The following is an 18,848-nucleotide window of genomic DNA, read 5'->3' as shown; positions in this document are numbered from 1 at the left end:
CGCCGGTTGTCTCACGGTTACGCGGTAAAATACGCACATGATCCCGATTTACCCTGCCAACAGTTTGAGTGACGCGCCCTTGCAAGGCGACGTCACGCTGAGCGGCCTCACCAACCCGCCGCCGCTTTCGCTGTATATCCATATTCCCTGGTGTGTACGCAAATGCCCATACTGCGACTTCAACTCCCACGAAGCACGGCAGGAAATCCCTGAAGCCGCCTATGTCGATGCGCTGATTGCCGACCTCGAACAGGCCACGCCACTGGTGTGGGGCCGCAAAATCCGCAGCGTCTTTTTCGGTGGCGGCACGCCCAGTATTTTCTCCGCCGAGTCGATAGATAAAATCCTCAGCCATGTGCGCATGCTGACGCCGCTGGAATATGGTGCTGAAGTGACGCTGGAAGCTAACCCCGGCACAGTCGATATTGCCAACTTCAAGGGGTATCGTGATGCAGGTGTGAACCGCGTTTCACTGGGTATCCAGAGTTTCCAGCCACAATATTTAAAAGCTTTAGGCCGTATCCATGACAGGGAGCAGGCGCTGGCGGCAGCTGAGCTGGCGTTGAATACCTTTGAAAAGGTCAATCTGGATGTGATGTATGCATTGCCGGAACAGAGCCTGGAAGATGCATTGCTAGATGCTGAAACTGCCTGCCATATCAAGCCCGCGCATCTGTCGTTCTACCACCTGACGCTGGAACCCAACACACCTTTTCACCGCACGCCACCGAGCCTGCCGGATGACGATACTAGCGCCACCATGCAGGAAGAGATTGAGAAGATACTTGCCGCTAATGGCTACCAGCATTACGAAACATCAGGCTTTGCCCAGCCCGGTCAGCAATGTCAGCACAACCTCAATTACTGGACCTTTGGCGATTACCTGGGCATCGGGGCAGGGGCGCATTCCAAGCTGAGTTTTCACGACAAGATTATTCGCCAGAGTCGGCATAAACATCCGAAGAGATATCTGGAATCTGTGACCACAGGGCAGATGGTGGATAGTGAATGGCAGATAGGGCGTGAGGATCTGGCGTTTGAATTTATGATGAATGCGTTAAGGTTGGTGGATGGGGTGGAAGCGGGCTTGTTCCAGCAACGGACGGGATTGCCGTTGAGAGTGATTCAGGCGCAGTTACAGCTGGCGCAGCAGAAGGGGTTGCTGGAGCAGGCTGGGGGAGTTATTAAACCGACGTTGCTGGGGCAGCGGTTTTTGAATACGTTGCTGGAGATGTTTTTACCGGAATAGGCTGTCATTCTGGCGTAGGCCAGAATCTAGGCAGCGGTAATGCTTAGCTCCGTAATGAAAATATCTCAATGCCACACAATGGTTGGGTGAGTGTTTGATAGGTATTTCTTTGAGAATTAAACATTTTATTTCGCCCCTAGGCGAGTTACTTTTCTTTGCTTGCCCAAAGAATAAGTAACCAAAAGAAAGGGCACCCTAGCTTCCGCTTTTATCCTGCATTGCTCATCAGCGTGGGCGGCCAACGAAACTCGCCCTAGCGGCTTGTACATGACGCAAGCCACCGCGGAACTCAAACAGACGCTGGCCGAAAACTCCCACGCTGACTGCGCTACTCGGCGCGTCAGATAGGGGCCCGTGAAAACCACACGCGTTAACTTGGTTGAGATCCTTGCTTTGCATCACGCACAACCACTGTGGAAAAGACACGTAAGAATTAGAGTTATAAGAGTTTGAATTGGGTTTTTAAAGTATGAAACTCACTTAGCGGCCTCAGTCCCTTGTGCGTAGCCATTATGTAATCGTGGTGGGTTTCAATGGGCCCCTATCTGACGCGCCGAGTAGCGCAGGCAAAACAAGATGAAGGGAGCGTTTGTTTGAGTCCCGCAGCAGCTCACGTTCTGTGTGAGCTGCCAGGTCGAGTTTCGCGACCGCTTGTTTTGACTAGCAACGCAGGAAATAAGCGGAAGCTAGGGTGCCCTTTACTTTGGTGCCTTTGCTTTGGGCAAGCAAAGGAAAGACACTCGCCTAGAGGCGAAAAAGAATCCATCAAAGTTCGATGAATGTATCAATCAACAGAGCGGCCTTTTCTCTGCAATCCCCAGACCACAACTAACACCAATAACAACAATCCACTACTCACAATCATCACCAAATGCGGTTGTTTGGATAAACTCTTCACCGACATATGCCCTAGCGCCTTAATATTCGACTGAAAGTTATACCGCACCTGGGCTGTTAATTCCGATGCCGAAGATTTTGCATTATTCAGTTTCATCCATGCTGGTACCTGAATAGACGGCAAACTCAAGCTAGGAAAGATACTTCCCGATTGCTCCCACTGCCGCATCTGCAAACTCATCACCAACCCTGTCGGCGTAGCAAATACTTGCGGGTCTGCCTCATCCGCTTTCTTAATACGATGCGTCACCGTATGCAAAGCCTGTGCATTCGGCACTGCAATCAATTGCGCAGAGTCCACGCGCTGATCGGCAGTCAGCAGAATGCCACGGCCGCGGCTAAAGGTGAGTGATTGCTGCACAAAGCGCTGCTGCAACACCGGGCTTTGCGGATACAGTTTGGCGGCCAGGCTGTTGATACTTTCACCCGGTAGCAGCGGCCATAACATGGATTGTTCGTGCTTGGGATTGGCAATGCCGAACGCGGCATGCGCTGGTTGATGACGCAGACCGGTCATCAAAGCGAAGCAAAGAATTAATCCTGCCATCATCAGCCAATGTGATCTGCGATTCCACTGGTGATGACGCAGGCGTGTCATCAGCGCCCTAACTGTTCCCTGGCTTGCGCGATGGCACGGCGGACTTGTTCGGGGGCAGTGCCGCCGGTGTGGTTACGGCTGGCGACTGAGCCTTCAAGCGTCAGGACTTCAAATACATCATCGCTTATTGTTGCGCTGAATGCCTGTAACTCTGCCAGGCTGAATTCTGCCAGGTCACGGCCGGATTCCACACCTGCTTTGACGGCATGCGCCACCACTTCGTGCGCATCACGGAACGGCATGCCTTTTTTCACCAGGTAATCCGCCAGGTCTGTGGCGGTGGCAAAGCCTTCCAGTGCGGCCTGGCGCATATTATCGGCTTTAACGGTGATGCCGCGCAGCATGTCGGCGTAAATCTGCAAGGTCACCAGCAGGGTGTCGGCCACGTCAAACAATGGCTCTTTATCTTCCTGGTTGTCCTTGTTGTAGGCCAGTGGCTGGCCTTTCATCAGGGTTAGCAGGCCAACCAGATGCCCATACACTCGTCCTGTTTTACCACGCACCAGTTCCGGCACATCCGGGTTTTTCTTTTGCGGCATGATGGAAGAGCCGGTACAGAAGCGGTCGGCAATATCGATAAAACCGAATCTTGGGCTCATCCATAAAATCAGTTCTTCGGAGAAGCGTGACAGGTGCATCATCAGCAGCGAGGCGGCGGCATTAAATTCAATCGCGAAATCACGGTCTGATACCGCGTCCAGCGAGTTCTGGCAGACGCTATCAAAGCCTAGTAATTCGGCGACCAGCTCACGGTTAATCGGATAGCTGGTGCCGGCCAAGGCAGCAGCACCTAGCGGCAGTCGGTTGATACGTTTGCGGGCATCGGCAAAGCGTTCGGCATCGCGGTTGAGCATTTCAAAATAGGCCATCAGGTGATGACCGAAAGTCACCGGTTGCGCCACTTGCAGATGGGTGAAGCCTGGCATGATGGTGGCCGCATTTTGTTCTGCCAGATCCAGCAGAGAGGTTTGCAGGGCACGGATACCGGCAATGGTGTCATCGACCACGCTACGCAACCATAAGCGCACATCGGTGGCGACCTGGTCATTACGTGATCGGCCGGTGTGCAGGCGTTTGCCGGCATCGCCGATTTTCTCGGTCAGGCGTCTTTCGATGTTCAGGTGCACATCTTCCAGGTCCAGCAGCCATTCAAATTGACCGGCTTCAATCTCGGCAAGAATTTCACCGAGGCCGCGTTTGATATCTTCAACATCCTGCGCAGAAATAATGTTATTTGCACCCAGCATGGTGGCATGCGCGATCGAACCCTGGATATCAAATGCAGCCAGGCGTTTGTCGAAGTCAACCGAAGCGGTATAACGTTTCACCAGCTCAGCCACCGGCTCATTGAAACGGCCGGACCAGGCCTGGTCTTTTTGATGCAGCGAAGATTGTGGTGTGGATTGCGAAGTTGTCAAAGCAAAAATTCTTTCTGCCAGAAATTGGGCGTCTAGCACATGCTTGCGCCACTGGCGCTTAATACTTATGATGCTGGCACGACATTATAAATGAAACGCGCGATTAAGTGATTGAGCGAGATAAAGTGCGAGGCGCACGGAACGCATTAACCGTAGTATGCGTCATGCAGCACGGTTGCGAGGTTGTGTTTGGAAAAACTGGCGCAGCTGGCAGTAAGCTTTATGGACAGCTCGTTAGCGCTTTTGCTCGCTCCGTATTTCATGAACGGACATCCCTTCGTGCGTAAAACTAACCGCATCCCGAATTTCCGTAATCTGGGCATACATTTACGCGTGCTGTTAATGCATGCCGGTTTGCTGGGATTATTAACGGTCTATGATGGCCAGCCGGGCTGGAGCGTTGGGCTCTGGGCCGGTGACCTGGTGCAATTGGCGGGGCAATGGTTACCGCCGCTGTTATTGACCATGGGCGGCTTGACCCTGCTTTATCCGATCATTCTAAGATTACCTTATATTGCCGGCTTGGCTGCTATAACGACATTAACGTTAGTGCTCACTTCTTTGTCAGCCTATGCATATCATGTGTGGATTTCGCCTTTAGCGATGACACAATACACACAAGTCCTGCTGCTTTGCCTGGGGGATATCGCCTTAAGCCTGTATTACCTTGATTTATTGCAGCGCGCCTATTCCCCGGCCATTGCCGAAGCCCGCTTGCAGGCATTGCAGGCACGCATCCGCCCGCACTTTTTATTCAATAGCCTGAATGCAGTATTGTCGCTGATACGCAGCCAGCCGCAACGTGCCGAGACTGCACTGGAAGATATGGCGGAGCTGTTCCGCGTGCTCATGGCGGATAATCGCGCACTGGTGCCTTTATCGCAGGAAATCACACTTTGCCAGCAGTATCTGAGTATTGAAAAGCTGCGCCTGGATGAACGTTTGCAGGTTGAATGGCATATTGCGGAAATACCTTCCACACTGATGATTCCGCCACTGATTCTGCAACCGCTGCTGGAAAATGCGGTATACCACGGGATAGAAACGCTGTCTCAGGGCGGCACTATCGTGATCAATATCACTACCAGCGCCCAAAGCCTGCTGTTGCGTATCAGTAATCCGCTGTCGCCGCGCCCGGAAAAAACCGGTGGCAACAAAATGGCGCTCAAAAATATCCGTGAGCGTTTGCGGTTGCATTACGACCTGGAAGCCCAGCTCAGGCAATATGAAGAGCACGGGCAATATGTCGTTGAGATCAGCATCCCGACCCGGCCTTTATCCGAGGTTTCGCATGGCTAGGCAGCAATTGCTGATTGTCGACGACGAGCCGCTGGCAAGACAGCGCTTGCGCGACCTGGTCGGCGATATTGGTGGTTATACGGTGGTTGGCGAAGCTGCGAATGGTTTAGAGGCGATGGCAGTATTACAAAACCAGCAGGTGGATATCGCTTTGGTGGATATCCGTATGCCGGTGATGGATGGCATTGAGCTGGCGCAACATATCCGTCAATTACCAAGACCGCCCAACCTGATTTTTACCACTGCTTACGATCATTATGCCTTGCAGGCGTTTGACCTGAATGCCATTGATTACCTGTTAAAACCCATACGTGTCGAGCGTTTATCCGCAGCTTTAACCAAAGCTCGCCCATTGAATTTAAAGCAGTCGCAAGGCCTGCAATCATTGCAGGAAACCCGCCAGCATTTGAGCATTCATGAGCGCGGCAGGGTGTTGCTGATTGCGGTGGATGAAGTATTGTATTTCCGCGCTGAGTTGAAATATGTCACGGTAAGGACACAGGCAAAAAGCTACTTGCTGGAAATGTCGCTAAACCAGCTTGAGCAGAATTACGCTGACCGATTTGTGCGTGTACACAGGAATGCGCTGGTAGCAAAGCACGCGATAATAGGGTATGAAAAACAACGTATACAGCAAAATGCAGAAACCGAAGAGGCTGGCGAATTGAGTTGGGTAGTGTTGATTAAAGGCATTCCAGAAACACTTGTGGTCAGCCGTAGACACCAGCATATGATCAGGGCCGTATAAAACGGCCCTGAGTCGCTAGCTAAAATTTAAACCATATCTATTTAAGGTTTTTCTTCTGTTCTGCTTGTTCAATCACTTTTGCAGCCCAGTCTTTACCGCCCAGCCCAAACGCAATTGCCAGTGCCAGGAACACGGCACCAAATACAATCACAAACAGGGCATGAATCAACTGCATGCCTATCCCTAATTGTTCCAGACCAATGAAAATCGCCAGAATCTGGATGCAATATTCAGCTGACGTACTGATAATCAGCGCTTGCTCGAATTTAATGCTGTGCAACCAGGCAAACACCAGGCGGTTGATAAAACGAGCAAACAAGGTACCGAAGATCACCACCAGGATAGCGACAATGATGTGTGGCAGGTAGCTGGCCAGTTCACGCAGTAACATCGCCACTTCTGTCATGCCAAGTGAATTGGCGCAGGTAATCACAAACAGCAAAATGACCAACCAGTAAACCACCTGGCTGATAATGCCACTGAGCGTGACATTCAAATTGGCGCTACGCATAAATGATTCGAGGCCGGAACGCTTGGCAAAGGCGTCAAACTGGGTGATTTCCAGCAGGCGTTTCACGCCGATACGCACCAGTTTAGCGACCAGCCAGCCGAAAAACAGGATGACAATGACTGCGAGCAATTTGGGGACAAAGTTGACTAGCTCAATCCAGAATTGATTGAGTGAAGAAAGAAAAATATCGATTTGATACTGCATGGCAGCCCTCCGTTTTTATCGTTAATACTTTAATTTTTGGGATGCAAGCAATCAGTGAGCGAGCGGGATAAAGTGCAAGGCGTACGGAACGCAGGAATCAAGACAGTACGTTAAAGTACGGCTTGGTTGCAAAGCTGTATCCAGAAAAGCCTGCGCAACGCAGCAATTTGCCCGCGTAGCCACTTATTGCGTGCTTCCTTAGCAAAGTTTCTGCTGTAAAGCTTCGTTAGCATAACTCAATCCGACCGGACTGTGGCGTAAAAGGTTCGTGAAAAAGCTGCCTGTAGTGAAGCTACGCAGACGGCCAATCCCCTATGTTAAAATGGCGGAATGACTACCGTTAACCCTCCAAAATCCCTGGTGATTGCCTCCCGTGAAAGTGCATTGGCGATGTGGCAAGCCAGACATATCCAGGCCCGCTTACAAGCGCTTTACCCGCAGTGTGACGTCAGCATTTTAGGCATGACCACGACCGGCGACCAGATTCTGGATTCACCTTTATCTCGCATAGGCGGCAAGGGCTTGTTTGTAAAAGAGCTGGAAAATGCACTGGCGGATGGTAGTGCTGATCTCGCCGTGCACAGCATGAAAGATGTACCCATGCATTTGCCGGAAGGTTTTGCATTAGCAGCTACCGGTGAGCGTGAAGATCCGCGAGATGCATTTGTCTCCAATACCTATGCCAGCCTGGAAGAGTTGCCGGATGGCAGCATCGTCGGCACTTCCAGCTTGCGCCGGCAAAGCCAGATTCAGGCGCGTTTCCCTCGCCTGAAAATAGAATCCTTGCGCGGCAATGTACAAACGCGTTTGCGTAAGCTGGATGAAAACCAGTATGCCGCCATTATCCTGGCAGCTGCCGGTTTGATCCGCCTGGGCCTGGGTGAGCGTATTAAAGGCTTTATTGATCCGGCACACAGTATCCCGGCGGTAGGCCAGGGCGCTTTGGGCATTGAAATCAACGCCAGCCGCACCGATTTGATCGAGATTCTGGCGCCGCTCAACCATATTGATACCCAATTATGTGTAGAGGCTGAGCGTGGTTTTAGCCGTGCGTTGGCCGGCAGTTGTACCGTACCGCTGGGGGCTTATGCGACTAAACAGGGCGATACGATTTCTATGCAAGGGTTTGTCGCCAGCGTTGATGGTCAGCAGATGCTCAAAGAATCCGTTACTGGTGATGCCGTGTTGGCAGAGAAGCTCGGGCAACAACTGGCGCAACAGCTGGTCGCCCGTGGGGCGGATAAGATCCTGGCAGCGCTGGACGGCGTTAAATGACGCAGCCGCTGGCAGGTGTGCATATTGCAGTCACCCGCCCGCCGGAACAGGCGACCAAACTGAATGCGGCGATTGCACAGGCAGGTGGTTCGGTGATCTCATTCCCGTTGCTGGATATCGCCAGCCTGCCTGATCTCTCAGCATTCCATGCTGCCATCACACCGCTGGACCAGTTTGACTGGGCCATTTTTATCAGTAGCAATGCTGTGCAATATGGCATGCCGTTGTTGCAACAAGCTTCACTGCCTGCCAGATTGAAGTTCGCTGCGATTGGGCCAACCACAGCTAGCGCTTTAGGGTCTTTTGGGGTGGCTGAAGTATTAAAGCCGTCTGACCGTTTCGATAGCGAATCGCTGCTGGCATTGCCGGAATTGCAACAGATGCAGGGTCAGCGTGTGTTGATAGTCCGTGGTGTCGGTGGGCGTGAAGTATTGGCCGATACCTTGAAACAACGCGGTGCCGATGTGGTGTTCGGAGAATGTTACAGGCGTGTCAACCCGCAGAAAAATGCGGATGTATTGGCGCAGGCTTATGCCGGCAACCAGTTACAGGCCATTATTATTACCAGCTCGGAAGCGTTACGTTTTTTGCTTGATGTGGCTGGCGAATCAGACTGGCTTAAGGCTGTGCCGCTGTTTGTGAATCATGACCGCATTGCTGAACAAGCGCAGTCACATGGCCTAAAAGTGATCAGTGCCGGGCAACCCGGCGATGAAGCCATGCTGCAATTACTGACCAAGCATTTTCATTCTCAATAGTAAATTTATTTCGAAAGCATTAAAAAATGCTTGACATAAATAACTATATAACTAATTATTTAGTTATGAAGTTAATCACACATATCCCGGAAGCCTGGTCGGATATTTCGGACCTGTTTGTTGCATTAGGTGATGCACACCGGCAACGAATTTTGCTATCGTTTGACAAGAACGAGCGCCTGACCATTTTACAAATTGCCGAGAATTCAAAACTCAGTCGCACCGCCGTCACACATCACCTGAAGGTGCTTGAACGCGGCGGCGCCTTGCAAAGCGAGAAAATTGGCCGCGAAGTGTATTTCTGGGTCAAAAAAGACTGGATGCAGCAGGCGCTGCAAAACGTGATGACTTATCTAAAAGAAGAGATATAAGGGGAATTGGATGCTTGCCAGCATTTTGAGAGTGTTATGCCGTTTGGTATTTAGAGTACGTGTATTAGGCCTTGAAAATATTCCGGCGGAAGACCGCTTACTGATTATCGCCAATCATGAATCTTTACTGGATGGCATGCTGATTGGCCTGTTTTTACCCAAGCGCGCGACGTTTGTTGTACACAGTGACGTGTTAAAGAATCCGTTTTTCAGAGGGATCTTGAGTCTGACGCCCCATGTGGCAGTCAACCCGACCAGCCCGTTAGCCATGAAAAAAGTAATCCAGCGTTTAAATGCAGGTGAAAACGTGGTGATCTTTCCGGAAGGGCGTATTACCTCAACCGGTGCCCTGATGAAAGTCTATGATGGCCCCGGTTTTGTTGCCGCAAAAACCGCCGTCAAAGTATTGCCGGTGCGGGTGGAAGGTGCTGCGCAATCTTATTTTGGTCGCTTGTCTGCCGCTCATCCGCGTAAATTATTTCCTAAAGTGACGCTGACGGTATTGCCAACCACTGAAATAAATACTGATTCCGGGGGGGATGCACCGCTTACCAGCAAGCAACGTCGCCGCATTGCCGGCGTAGCCATGCGCAAGATCATGCAGGACCTGCTGTACCAGACCAAGCAAAGCACCACTTTATTTGAGACTTTACTGGAAACCATCGCCAAATCCGGCAGCGGTATGAAGGTGATCGAAGACCTGAATCTGGTGGAAGAAACTTACCAGGATCTGCTGAAGAAAAGCCTGGCCTTGGGCCGGTTGGCCTGCAAAGTAAGCCAACCCGATGAAGCCGTTGGCGTGCTGATGCCGAATGTGACGAATACCGCTGCGCTAATTTTGGGCATGACTGCGTTCAAGCGTATCCCTGCCATGCTCAATTACACGGCGGGTACTGCCGGCCTGCAAAATGCCTGTATTGCTGCCAAAATCCTTACCGTGATGACCTCGCGCAAGTTTCTGGAAACCGCCAAGCTGCAAGAGGTGGTCGCGCAGTTAAAAGACATCAATATTGTCTACCTTGAAGATTTGCGCGCGCAGTTTAGCTTATGGGACAAAGCCTGGTTAATGGGCTATGCGCTGCATTTTCCGCGTTCTGTAATGGTGCCTGCACAAACGGGAGATACGGCCGTTATCCTGTTTACCTCGGGTTCTGAAGGCAAACCCAAGGGTGTCGTGCACAGCCACAAAAGTATCTTGGCCAATATTCACCAGATCATGGCCATGCTGGATTTTAACGCCAGCGACAAATTCATGATGTCACTGCCGATGTTTCACGCGTTTGGCTTTACCGGCACCTTGCTGCCCTTGCTCAACGGTATCCGCATCATGCTGTTTCCGTCACCGCTGCAATACAAGGTGATTCCGGAAGTGATTTATGAGAAAAACTGCACGGTGTTTTTTTCCACCAATACCTTCCTCGCCAACTATGCACGGTTCGCTCACCCATATGATTTTTATAAATTAAGGATTGTGGTGGCGGGTGCTGAAAAACTGAATGAAGAAGTGCGCAAGTTGTATAGCGAGAAATTTGGCATCCGTGTTTTAGAAGGCTATGGCACGACCGAGTGCGCGCCGGTGGTATCAGCCAACACGCCGATGGCGAACAAATACGGTACGGTAGGCCAGTTCTGCCCTGGCATGGAATACAGGCTTGAGCCTGTGCCGGGCATTGAAAATGGCGGCCAGTTGCATGTCAAAGGCGAAAATATCATGCAGGGCTACTACCTGTATGACGAGCCTGGCAAACTTATTCCACCGGCCAATGGCTGGTATGACACCGGTGACGTGGTAGAAGTCGACCAGGAAGGATTTATCTATATCAAAGGCCGCGTCAAACGCTTTGCCAAAATAGCGGGTGAGATGGTCTCCCTGGAAATGGTCGAGAAAATCGCCAATACGGCAGCGCCGGAGCAGCAGCATGCGGCAACCACGCAATCCAACGCCAACCGGGGTGAGAATATCGTGCTGTTCACCACCGATGCCGCACTCAAACGCGAAGACTTACAAGTGGTCGCCAAAAATCTGGGTGCACCGGAAATCGCCATTGCCAGGAAAATTATCAAGATAGATGCGATTCCGCTGCTGGGCACCGGCAAGACGGATTATGTGACCTTGAAACAAATGGCTGAAGAGCAGCAATGAACCGGCGACAGTTCTTGCTGGCAGCGGGAGGCCTGGCCTTCGCTGGCATCGGTCACGCCGCCTGGCGCTATTGGCCTGATGCCGGATTAAGTAACCCTTGTCTGGCAGGCATGCCAGACAGTCTGCGGCAACACCCGACCTATCAAAAAATCTGGCAGGGCATCAGGCCAGACCAGGTGTGGGACATGCATGTGCACCTGGTAGGCGTGGGCGATGCCAGCAATGAAACCTGGTTTAATCCGGATATGGATAGCTGGATGCATCCATCGTTAAAGCTGCAAAAAGCGTTTTACATGAATGGCACCTGTGCTGACCCGGCGCGTATTGATGAATCCACAGTCGAGAAAATGACGCAATTGGTGACTGCCATGCCCGTGGGCGTCAAACTCATGTTGTATGCCTTTGACTGGTACCGCGACCACGCGGGGCAGATTCTGGAAGCTTCTTCCATTTTCCATGTCTCCAATACCTATGCAGCAAACATAGCCCGCCAGTTGCCGGACCGGTTTGAGTGGGTAGCGAGTATTCATCCCTATCGCCCCGATGCGCTGGATGAACTGGATAAAGTCTATGAGAATGGCGCCCGTGCCATCAAGTGGCTACCTTCAGGCATGGGCATAGACCCTGCCTCAAAAAAGTGTGCGGCTTTTTATAAAAAGCTGGCTAGACTGAACTTGCCTATCATCAGTCATACCGGCAAGGAAAGCGCGGTTGCCGGTGGTGAACAAACCTACGGTAACCCGCTACGCATGAGGCAGGCGCTGGACCAGGGTGTAAAAGTGGTACTTGCGCATTGCGCCAGCGATGGGAGCGATGAAGACCTTGATCATGGCGACCGCGTCGTGAAAAGCTTCGATTTATTCACCCGCATGATGGATACGCCAGATTATCAATCACTCGTGTTTGGCGATATTTCTGCGACTACCCTGATTAATCATGCCTGGGTGTTGCCTACGCTGCTTGCCCGCCAGGATTGGCACCCGAGGCTGGTAAACGGCTCGGATTACCCGTTGCCCGGCATTATGCCGCTCACTAACGTTAATACCCTGATTGCTGACGGCTGGCTGGTCAGCAAACACAAACCGTTTTTACTGGCTTTGAAACAAACCAATCCTCTGTTATACGACTTTGCATTGAAACGCCTGCTCAACATCAACGGGCAAGCGTTTTCACCTCACGTTTTCGAAACCAGGTCATTATTTGAGCGCCTATGAATAACCAATTCAGCTTACTTACGCAAAACCGTTTCCGCCCATTTTTCTGGACCCAGGGATTAGGCGCTTTTAACGATAATGTATTCAAAACAGCATTGATTACGCAGGTAGCATTCAACACCGCCAGCCTGACCACGCTGGATGGCAGTACCCTGGTTACTTTGCTGCCAGGCCTGTTTATCCTGCCGTTTTTCCTGTTTTCGGCGTCTGCCGGTCAGCTGGCGGATAAATATGAAAAGTCGCAGATTATCCGCCTGGTCAAACTGCTTGAGATTGCCATCATGTTGTTCGCCAGCATCGGCTTTATGATACATAGCCTGGCCATGCTGGCGTTGTCCTTATTTCTGATGGGTGTGCATTCCACCATGTTTGGCCCGGTGAAATATTCATACCTCCCGCAACATTTGCAACAAGGTGAATTGACCGCGGGTAATGGCCTGGTGGAAATGGGCAGCTTCGTCGCGATTCTGTTAGGGCAAGTATTAGGTGCCTGGCTAGGCAGCCTGTCGCAACATGAGCTCTTCACCAGCATGAGTATTTTGCTGATCGCTATTTCCGGCTACCACATTAGCCGCAGTATTCCGCTGTCACCGGCGCCAGTGCCGGAGATGAAAATCAACTGGAATCCCATCACCGAAACCATGAATAACGTGCGTATATTCTGGGCGCAACAAACCTTGTGGGTGGGTATTGTCGCCATTTCCTGGTTCTGGTTTTTTGGCGCAACTTTACTGGCCCAGTTTCCCAACCTGGCAAAAGATGGCTTGCATGGAAGCGAACGCGATTTTATTGCCTTGTTATCCATCTTTTCGGTAGGCGTGGGCATAGGGTCGATCTGGTGCGAAAAGCTCTCTAAAGGCAAACAGGAGCTTGGCCTGGTGATGTTAGGTGCCGCTGGAATGTCGCTGTTCGCCTGGGATTTCGCCTCTACTGCAGGCAGCATCCAGCAACAGTTTTTGGCTAACCCCGGCTGGTCGCTGCAAGCTATCAGCCAGTTGGACTACTGGCGCATGCTGCTAGATGTGGCTTTGCTCGGCGTAAGTGGTGGTCTTTATATTGTGCCTCTTTACGTCCTGCTGCAATCACGGGTTGAGGCGCGCTATCAATCGCGGGTGATTGCTGCAAACAACATTATGAATGCCTTGTTTATGGTGCTTTCAGCCGGTTTTTCGTTATTGTTGTTTGGCCAGGGCTTAAGTATTCCGCAACTGTTTTCAGCGACTGCCGGCTTGAATCTGCTGGTAGCGGGTTATTTATGCCTGCGCCAGCCGGAATACTGGTTCAGTAGCGTGGCGTATATTAAACGCTGGTTTGCGTCAGAGTAAGGGCAACTCGCATGGGGAAATGGGGTTGGTGGGTACTGGGTTGCTCCCAGGTGTTAGTGGTGGCGCAGGCAGGTGAGGTTGTGAAACATCCCTTAGGGCAGTATGACAGCGAGCAGTTTATAACCCTGAGTATGCCGTGCGCGCATTGCCAGAGTTTGCCGCAGGCACAATGGTATTTCAAAAATGAAATTGTGGCAGTGCCGGCAGCCGGTCAATCATTGACCAGCTTTTCCCTGGATAAACGCGGTGCTGATGATGTAGCTTCTCTGGATTTGCATGCATTGCCAGATGTCGTGTGGACCGGCTCGACCCACCATTTGACACATACGCGTTTATCAGGCGATGGAAAGCGGCTGCAGTTGACTGACGGCACAGAAATGCCGTTTGGAATCGTGCCAAAAATCCCGACCAATCTGTCTTACTGGAATCAGGACACACAGGCCTTTTACGCGCAACGAGCCCTGAGCATTCGTGGCGAGCAAGTTGGGCAGGCTATCGTGGCGCGCACTCTCTGGCCGGAAGATTTTCGTCTTAACCTGCAAGCCCAGGCTCAGCCCTTGCAACGAGGTGAATCCCTCAAACAGCTGGTGCAATATGAGCAGGGTGGCGCGCATAGCCAGCATGAAAGCCGGTTATTGTGGCAAAAAGCGCCAGGCGTTGCGCAGTCATTAGTGGGTAACGCGGTATTAGGCGTGTTATTAAACGGTGCGCAAGGTGACGACGATGAAGCGCACGGCGGTCACTTCGCGCTCACAACCGGCATCATTTCTGCCGATGGCAGTTACCATCACTGGCTGGTGAACAACTATTACAACCTGGCCACCAATAGTGAAAAAGGCATTATTGCCGGGGTGACGCCGTTTGATAAATACATGGCTGACCTCAACAGCGGGCAGGCGTTTTACCGCCCGTCATACATGCTGGTTGCCGTGTTCTCGCAGCCAACTGTGCCGGCCACCATTCAAGCGGCAAGCAACCGCACTTACCAGCATTTTTACCGCAATGATTTTGTGTATGACCATGCCTTGAATAACTGCGCAGGTATCAGTGTTGATGTGTTGCACAACCTGGGCTGGAAAGTACCGGAAAGCGGTGGCGAAAGCTTACTTAAAGCCAGTGCTGCTTATTGGTACATGGCTGCGACTGAACGCAGCCTGACCAAAGGCCGTGCCATCTACGATTACCTGAATACGGAAATGACCCGCTTGTTCCCTGCGGTGGCGTTTGATGTCATAGGCAACGACCTGCTCAATATTGCCCATACCGGTAGCACACAGACCCTGGCTTCACCTGAAATGCAAGTAATGGCAAGCCAGATCGAAGCGATTTATTTTGTACGCATCCCGCAAATCCCTTCCAGCCGGGTTGCAGGCCTGGCGCCGGTGTATAGCTTCGAGCAATACCTGAAGCAGGCACCAGCGGATCGTAGCCAGTGGAAGATTATCCCGGTCACGCCTAATCCGTTGCCGGATAAGTTAAAAAATGGCCTGGCGCTGACACCGCAAGCCCCGGCCCTGATTCCGCTACCGGCTATATTGTTTTTGCTTAGTTTGATAGGGCTGCTGTGGTTTTTGTTTTTATTGCTAAAAAGAAGCTTGCACAAGCTGTTCATAAACCGGACAAAAAGCTAAGGTATGATCAACATTCTAGATCACTTACGTTTTGCTGGCAGGTTAAAAACTGATGAAAGCAGATGCTATTTATGAAAAAGAATTCTCTGATTTTGGTTGCGCTGTTAACCAGTCTTTTGATATGCGATGCCAATGCACAGGAAACAGATCCTCTAGAGACGGAATCACGAAATGTGGCATCGGCATTTATGGGTGCGGCCAATTTTGTCGTTGGCAGGATAGGGATTGAATGCCTGTCTATGTTGGGTCGGCTTGAAACCCCAAGAGAGTATGTGAATATCTGGCAGGAGCGCAATGCCAAATATTACGACGCCTCGACAAAATACATAGCGAAAAAAATGGAAGCTGCGGATGCTTCAGGCGGCGTTGTCGCCAGGGACGCGGTGCTTAAAGAATACTCGTCCATTGTGCGTAAAGAAGGCGAGGCGACCATTGCTGCCTGGGTAGGTAAAAGCGGCAAACGGGAAGGCTGCCAGCGTGCTGTGTCACTCATCGACAGAGGAATACTGGATGTGAACCCTGAAATTCCGATTTATGAAGATCTGCAGGCATTGGCAGTGTGGTCCAAGATTAATTAAGAGACCATACATTCGTTTCCCGCCCCAAATCCTGAATATTTCAGGCTATAAATAGCTAAAAAAACTGTTTGGACGCAACTTATTGCTTCGTTAATTATCTGTTAAATGTCGTCCTATAATTTTTTACATAATAAAAAGGCCTCTTATGTCAGTGTCAATTAATCGAAAACTTGTCTTAACTGCCCTGATTTGCTTGTTGTTATACCAGGTTGGTACCTGGATTACTGTAGTCGCCGGAGCGGTGTGGGGTGCGGGTGCAGCATTGGTCGTTGCGGTCGTTTCTTATGTCTCCGCAAGACTAGCCAAGCGTGGTGCTACCAGCACTATCTGGTTTTTGGTGCCGACTTTGTTATTTACCGTGATTCCACTACTAGCCAAATTATGGAGTGCATTTACCAGCCAGACCGGTATTGTGGATATGCTGGTGGATTTAATCCCGCTGTTGGTAGGCTTCGTGATTCCGGTGATATTGCTATCGGCTGTCTATCTGGATCTGAGGAAAAACAAGTCACTGCAAGATAGCGTTTAGCGTGACAGCCAGGCGGCTGGCAAGGTATCTGGCACTTTGCAATAACATTGCGCAATAACCCGTTATAATTACACGCTTAAATCAATTCTGATTAAGCACAACATGCGAACAAGTTATTTCGGTAAGCGCCGTTCACAATCAAAATTATGGGCGTTTGGTCATTGGTTTGGGCCATACGCGCCGCTAATTGTAATGTTTGTGGCCGGCCTGGTTTTTCTTTCCCTGACCCGCTTAGGGCTGGTAGGCTGGAAATGGGAGCGTGTGCTGGCGACTGGCGAGCTTTGCCAGATATTGCTACAAGGTGTGCGCGTTGATTTGATTCAGCTTGGCTTGCTTGCCATTATTCCGGTATTGCTTTCGCCCATCCTCGCCACCCGCAAATTGTTTCATGTCTGGCGTACGTTTACCTTCTGGTGGGTGCTAATTTCACTGGTATTGCTGGTGTTTCTGGAAGCCGCCACGCCAGGATTTATTCTCGAATACGATATCCGCCCAAACCGGATTTTTGTGGAATACCTCAAGTACCCGCATGAAGTATTTGGCATGTTGTGGCAAGGCTTCAAGGTTGAATTATTTTTTGGCCTGGTGATGACGTTGATCGCGTTAGTGCTGGTGGCCAAGTTATTCAAACCCTGGCGTGAAGCTGAATCGACCTGGTCAAATGTCCAGGTATGGCTGATATTCCCTTTCATATTAGTGCTGACCGCTTTCGCAGTACGCTCGACCTTGACCCATAGACCGGCTAACCCTGCCCTGTTTGCGATTACGCAAGACAGCATGGTTAACAGCCTGATTTTGAATTCTACCTATTCTGTTTTTTACGCTGCTTACAGTCTGCAGCATGAGGCTAAATCGAGCGAAATGTATGGCAAATTGCCGCGTGAAAAAATATTTGCGATCACCGGTGCAAAAGAAGGCGATATCCCCACTTTAACCACGCTGGCGCCCTCAGTTAAACGCGATAAGCCGTTAAACCTGGTAATTCTGTTGCAAGAAAGCCTGGGCGCAGGTTTTGTTGAATCGCTGGGCGGAAAACCAGTCACGCCTAACCTGGAACAACTTAAATCCGAAGGTATCTGGTTTACGCATTTGTATGCCACCGGTACGCGTTCTGTACGCGGCATTGAAGCGGTGGTCACCGGCTTTCAGCCTACACCGGCAGACAGTACAGTCAAACTTGGCTTAAGCCAGGGCAACTTCTTTACACTGGCTTCCTTATTAGGCAAACAGGGCTACCACACCGAATTTATTTACGGCGGCGAGTCGCATTTTGACAATATGCGCAGTTTCTTCATGGGCAATGGTTTCCAGCAGATTACCGACCAGCCAGACTTCAAGAATCCGGCATTTGTGGCCAGCTGGGGGGCTTCGGATGAAGATTTACTCAATAAAACCCATGAGCAATTGCTGGCGCACCATGCCAGCGGAAAGCCATTTTTCACCTTGGCATTCAGCTCATCCAACCATGCGCCATTTGAATTCCCCGATGGCCGTATCGAGCTTTTTGAACAGCCTAAAGCGACCGATAACAATGCGGTGAAATACGCAGATTATGCGATAGGCGAATTTTTCAAAAAAGCCAAGGCCAGCCCATACTGGAATGATACGGTGTTCCTGATTGTGGCTGATCACGACATTCGCGTGCGCGGTGATTCGCTGGTGCCTATCGAGCATTTTCATATCCCGGCGCTGATTTTAGGCGGTGCGGTACAGCCCAAAACGGTGGAAGCCATCGCCAGCCAGATCGATTTGCCGGTGACCGTGTTGTCATTAATGGGCATCGCCGCACAGCACCCGATGACCGGTCATGATTTATCCAATATCAATGCCGATTACCGCGGCCGCGCCATGATGCAATATAACTATAACTATGGCTGGATGCAGCAAACGGGAGCCAGCATAGCGCAGAATGAAGTGGTGGTGTTACGTGAGGGCAAGGCGCCGGCTTACGGGCATTACGAGCCTAACAGCAAAAAGCTGCAGAACACCGCTGCACCCGCCGATGCGCCGGCTTTATCCGAGCGGGCTCTGGCAAATGCCTTGTTGCCGGCCTTGTTGTATAAAGAGCAGCGTTATCGCTTGCCAGAGTAAGAGGTTGGT

At 51.0% G+C, this 18,848-nt stretch carries 16 protein-coding genes; 13 read left to right on the top strand and 3 right to left on the bottom strand.

The genetic code is table 11. The features are described from left to right. Positions 1-37 precede the first annotated feature (37 nt). Positions 38-1,249 carry a radical SAM family heme chaperone HemW gene (gene hemW, locus LPA26_RS10025; protein WP_229008189.1) on the top strand — a complete coding sequence of 404 codons (1,212 nt, stop codon included), beginning with the start codon at positions 38-40 and terminating at the stop codon, positions 1,247-1,249. A gap of 784 nt (positions 1,250-2,033) precedes the next feature. On the opposite strand, the gene LPA26_RS10020 is transcribed toward hemW, so the two are convergent. Beyond that, the gene (locus tag LPA26_RS10020) at positions 2,034-2,744 is read right to left on the bottom strand and encodes a hypothetical protein (RefSeq protein ID WP_229008188.1); all 711 of its coding nucleotides are present in this window, start codon (positions 2,742-2,744) and stop codon (positions 2,034-2,036) included. Further along, positions 2,744-4,162 carry an argininosuccinate lyase gene (gene argH / locus LPA26_RS10015; protein ID WP_229008187.1) on the bottom strand — a complete coding sequence of 473 codons (1,419 nt, stop codon included), beginning with the start codon at positions 4,160-4,162 and terminating at the stop codon, positions 2,744-2,746. Before argH ends, LPA26_RS10020 begins: the two co-directional genes overlap by 1 nt. Before the next feature lie 279 nt (positions 4,163-4,441). Between argH and LPA26_RS10010 the strand changes: the two genes are divergently transcribed. Together LPA26_RS10010 and LPA26_RS10005 are read left to right on the top strand one after the other, a co-directional pair. Then, complete coding sequence (locus tag LPA26_RS10010) at positions 4,442-5,461, top strand: sensor histidine kinase (RefSeq protein ID WP_055869349.1); 1,020 nt, start codon at positions 4,442-4,444, stop codon at positions 5,459-5,461. Further along, the gene (locus LPA26_RS10005; protein WP_229008186.1) at positions 5,454-6,209 is read left to right on the top strand and encodes a LytTR family DNA-binding domain-containing protein; all 756 of its coding nucleotides are present in this window, start codon (positions 5,454-5,456) and stop codon (positions 6,207-6,209) included. The genes LPA26_RS10010 and LPA26_RS10005 overlap by 8 nt, the downstream gene beginning before the upstream one ends. Positions 6,210-6,246: 37 nt before the next feature. On the opposite strand, the gene LPA26_RS10000 is transcribed toward LPA26_RS10005, so the two are convergent. Then, a complete protein-coding gene (locus LPA26_RS10000; RefSeq protein WP_055830559.1) occupies positions 6,247-6,924 on the bottom strand; it encodes a hypothetical protein in 678 nt (225 codons plus the stop codon). 330 nt (positions 6,925-7,254) lie between these two features. Between LPA26_RS10000 and hemC the strand changes: the two genes are divergently transcribed. From hemC to LPA26_RS09950, 10 genes are all read left to right on the top strand, one after another. Further along, positions 7,255-8,199 carry a hydroxymethylbilane synthase gene (gene hemC, locus LPA26_RS09995; protein ID WP_229008185.1) on the top strand — a complete coding sequence of 315 codons (945 nt, stop codon included), beginning with the start codon at positions 7,255-7,257 and terminating at the stop codon, positions 8,197-8,199. Further along, positions 8,196-8,957 (top strand): uroporphyrinogen-III synthase, encoded by a 762-nt coding sequence (locus LPA26_RS09990; RefSeq protein ID WP_055830554.1) that lies wholly within the window; start codon positions 8,196-8,198, stop codon positions 8,955-8,957. The genes hemC and LPA26_RS09990 overlap by 4 nt, the downstream gene beginning before the upstream one ends. A gap of 65 nt (positions 8,958-9,022) precedes the next feature. Then, entirely contained in the window at positions 9,023-9,328 is a 306-nt protein-coding gene (locus tag LPA26_RS09985; RefSeq protein WP_055830552.1) for a helix-turn-helix transcriptional regulator, read from the top strand. A gap of 10 nt (positions 9,329-9,338) precedes the next feature. After that, entirely contained in the window at positions 9,339-11,471 is a 2,133-nt protein-coding gene (gene aas / locus LPA26_RS09980; RefSeq protein ID WP_229008184.1) for a bifunctional acyl-ACP--phospholipid O-acyltransferase/long-chain-fatty-acid--ACP ligase, read from the top strand. Then, entirely contained in the window at positions 11,468-12,685 is a 1,218-nt protein-coding gene (locus tag LPA26_RS09975; protein WP_229008183.1) for an amidohydrolase family protein, read from the top strand. Before aas ends, LPA26_RS09975 begins: the two co-directional genes overlap by 4 nt. Further along, positions 12,682-14,010 (top strand): MFS transporter, encoded by a 1,329-nt coding sequence (locus tag LPA26_RS09970; protein ID WP_229008182.1) that lies wholly within the window; start codon positions 12,682-12,684, stop codon positions 14,008-14,010. The genes LPA26_RS09975 and LPA26_RS09970 overlap by 4 nt, the downstream gene beginning before the upstream one ends. Before the next feature lie 11 nt (positions 14,011-14,021). Then, positions 14,022-15,641, top strand: a complete 1,620-nt coding sequence (locus LPA26_RS09965; RefSeq protein WP_229008181.1) for a hypothetical protein — start codon at positions 14,022-14,024, stop codon at positions 15,639-15,641. Positions 15,642-15,712: 71 nt separating this feature from the next. Continuing rightward, positions 15,713-16,219 carry a hypothetical protein gene (locus tag LPA26_RS09960; protein ID WP_229008180.1) on the top strand — a complete coding sequence of 169 codons (507 nt, stop codon included), beginning with the start codon at positions 15,713-15,715 and terminating at the stop codon, positions 16,217-16,219. A 145-nt stretch (positions 16,220-16,364) separates the two neighbouring features. Further along, positions 16,365-16,748 carry a hypothetical protein gene (locus tag LPA26_RS09955; RefSeq protein WP_055868745.1) on the top strand — a complete coding sequence of 128 codons (384 nt, stop codon included), beginning with the start codon at positions 16,365-16,367 and terminating at the stop codon, positions 16,746-16,748. Between the two features lie 102 nt (positions 16,749-16,850). Further along, the gene (locus tag LPA26_RS09950) at positions 16,851-18,839 is read left to right on the top strand and encodes an LTA synthase family protein (RefSeq protein WP_229008179.1); all 1,989 of its coding nucleotides are present in this window, start codon (positions 16,851-16,853) and stop codon (positions 18,837-18,839) included. Positions 18,840-18,848 lie beyond the last annotated feature (9 nt).

Source organism: Methylophilus sp. Leaf408 (genome assembly GCF_916856905.1).
Lineage (GTDB): Bacteria > Pseudomonadota > Gammaproteobacteria > Burkholderiales > Methylophilaceae > Methylophilus.
The sequence above is the reverse complement of the archived record's forward strand: the minus strand, read 5'-3'. Positions and strand labels throughout refer to the sequence as shown.

Bases quoted from the DNA above. Each gene is read 5' to 3' on its own strand.
- hemW (WP_229008189.1), top strand. From the start codon at position 38: ATGATCCCGATTTACCCTGCCAACAGTTTGAGTGACGCGCCCTTGCAA.
- LPA26_RS10020 (WP_229008188.1), bottom strand. From the start codon at position 2,744: ATGACACGCCTGCGTCATCACCAGTGGAATCGCAGATCACATTGGCTG.
- LPA26_RS10005 (WP_229008186.1), top strand. From the start codon at position 5,454: ATGGCTAGGCAGCAATTGCTGATTGTCGACGACGAGCCGCTGGCAAGA.
- LPA26_RS10000 (WP_055830559.1), bottom strand. From the start codon at position 6,924: ATGCAGTATCAAATCGATATTTTTCTTTCTTCACTCAATCAATTCTGG.
- hemC (WP_229008185.1), top strand. From the start codon at position 7,255: ATGACTACCGTTAACCCTCCAAAATCCCTGGTGATTGCCTCCCGTGAA.
- LPA26_RS09990 (WP_055830554.1), top strand. From the start codon at position 8,196: ATGACGCAGCCGCTGGCAGGTGTGCATATTGCAGTCACCCGCCCGCCG.
- LPA26_RS09985 (WP_055830552.1), top strand. From the start codon at position 9,023: ATGAAGTTAATCACACATATCCCGGAAGCCTGGTCGGATATTTCGGAC.
- aas (WP_229008184.1), top strand. From the start codon at position 9,339: ATGCTTGCCAGCATTTTGAGAGTGTTATGCCGTTTGGTATTTAGAGTA.
- LPA26_RS09975 (WP_229008183.1), top strand. From the start codon at position 11,468: ATGAACCGGCGACAGTTCTTGCTGGCAGCGGGAGGCCTGGCCTTCGCT.
- LPA26_RS09970 (WP_229008182.1), top strand. From the start codon at position 12,682: ATGAATAACCAATTCAGCTTACTTACGCAAAACCGTTTCCGCCCATTT.
- LPA26_RS09965 (WP_229008181.1), top strand. From the start codon at position 14,022: ATGGGGAAATGGGGTTGGTGGGTACTGGGTTGCTCCCAGGTGTTAGTG.
- LPA26_RS09960 (WP_229008180.1), top strand. From the start codon at position 15,713: ATGAAAAAGAATTCTCTGATTTTGGTTGCGCTGTTAACCAGTCTTTTG.
- LPA26_RS09955 (WP_055868745.1), top strand. From the start codon at position 16,365: ATGTCAGTGTCAATTAATCGAAAACTTGTCTTAACTGCCCTGATTTGC.
- LPA26_RS09950 (WP_229008179.1), top strand. From the start codon at position 16,851: ATGCGAACAAGTTATTTCGGTAAGCGCCGTTCACAATCAAAATTATGG.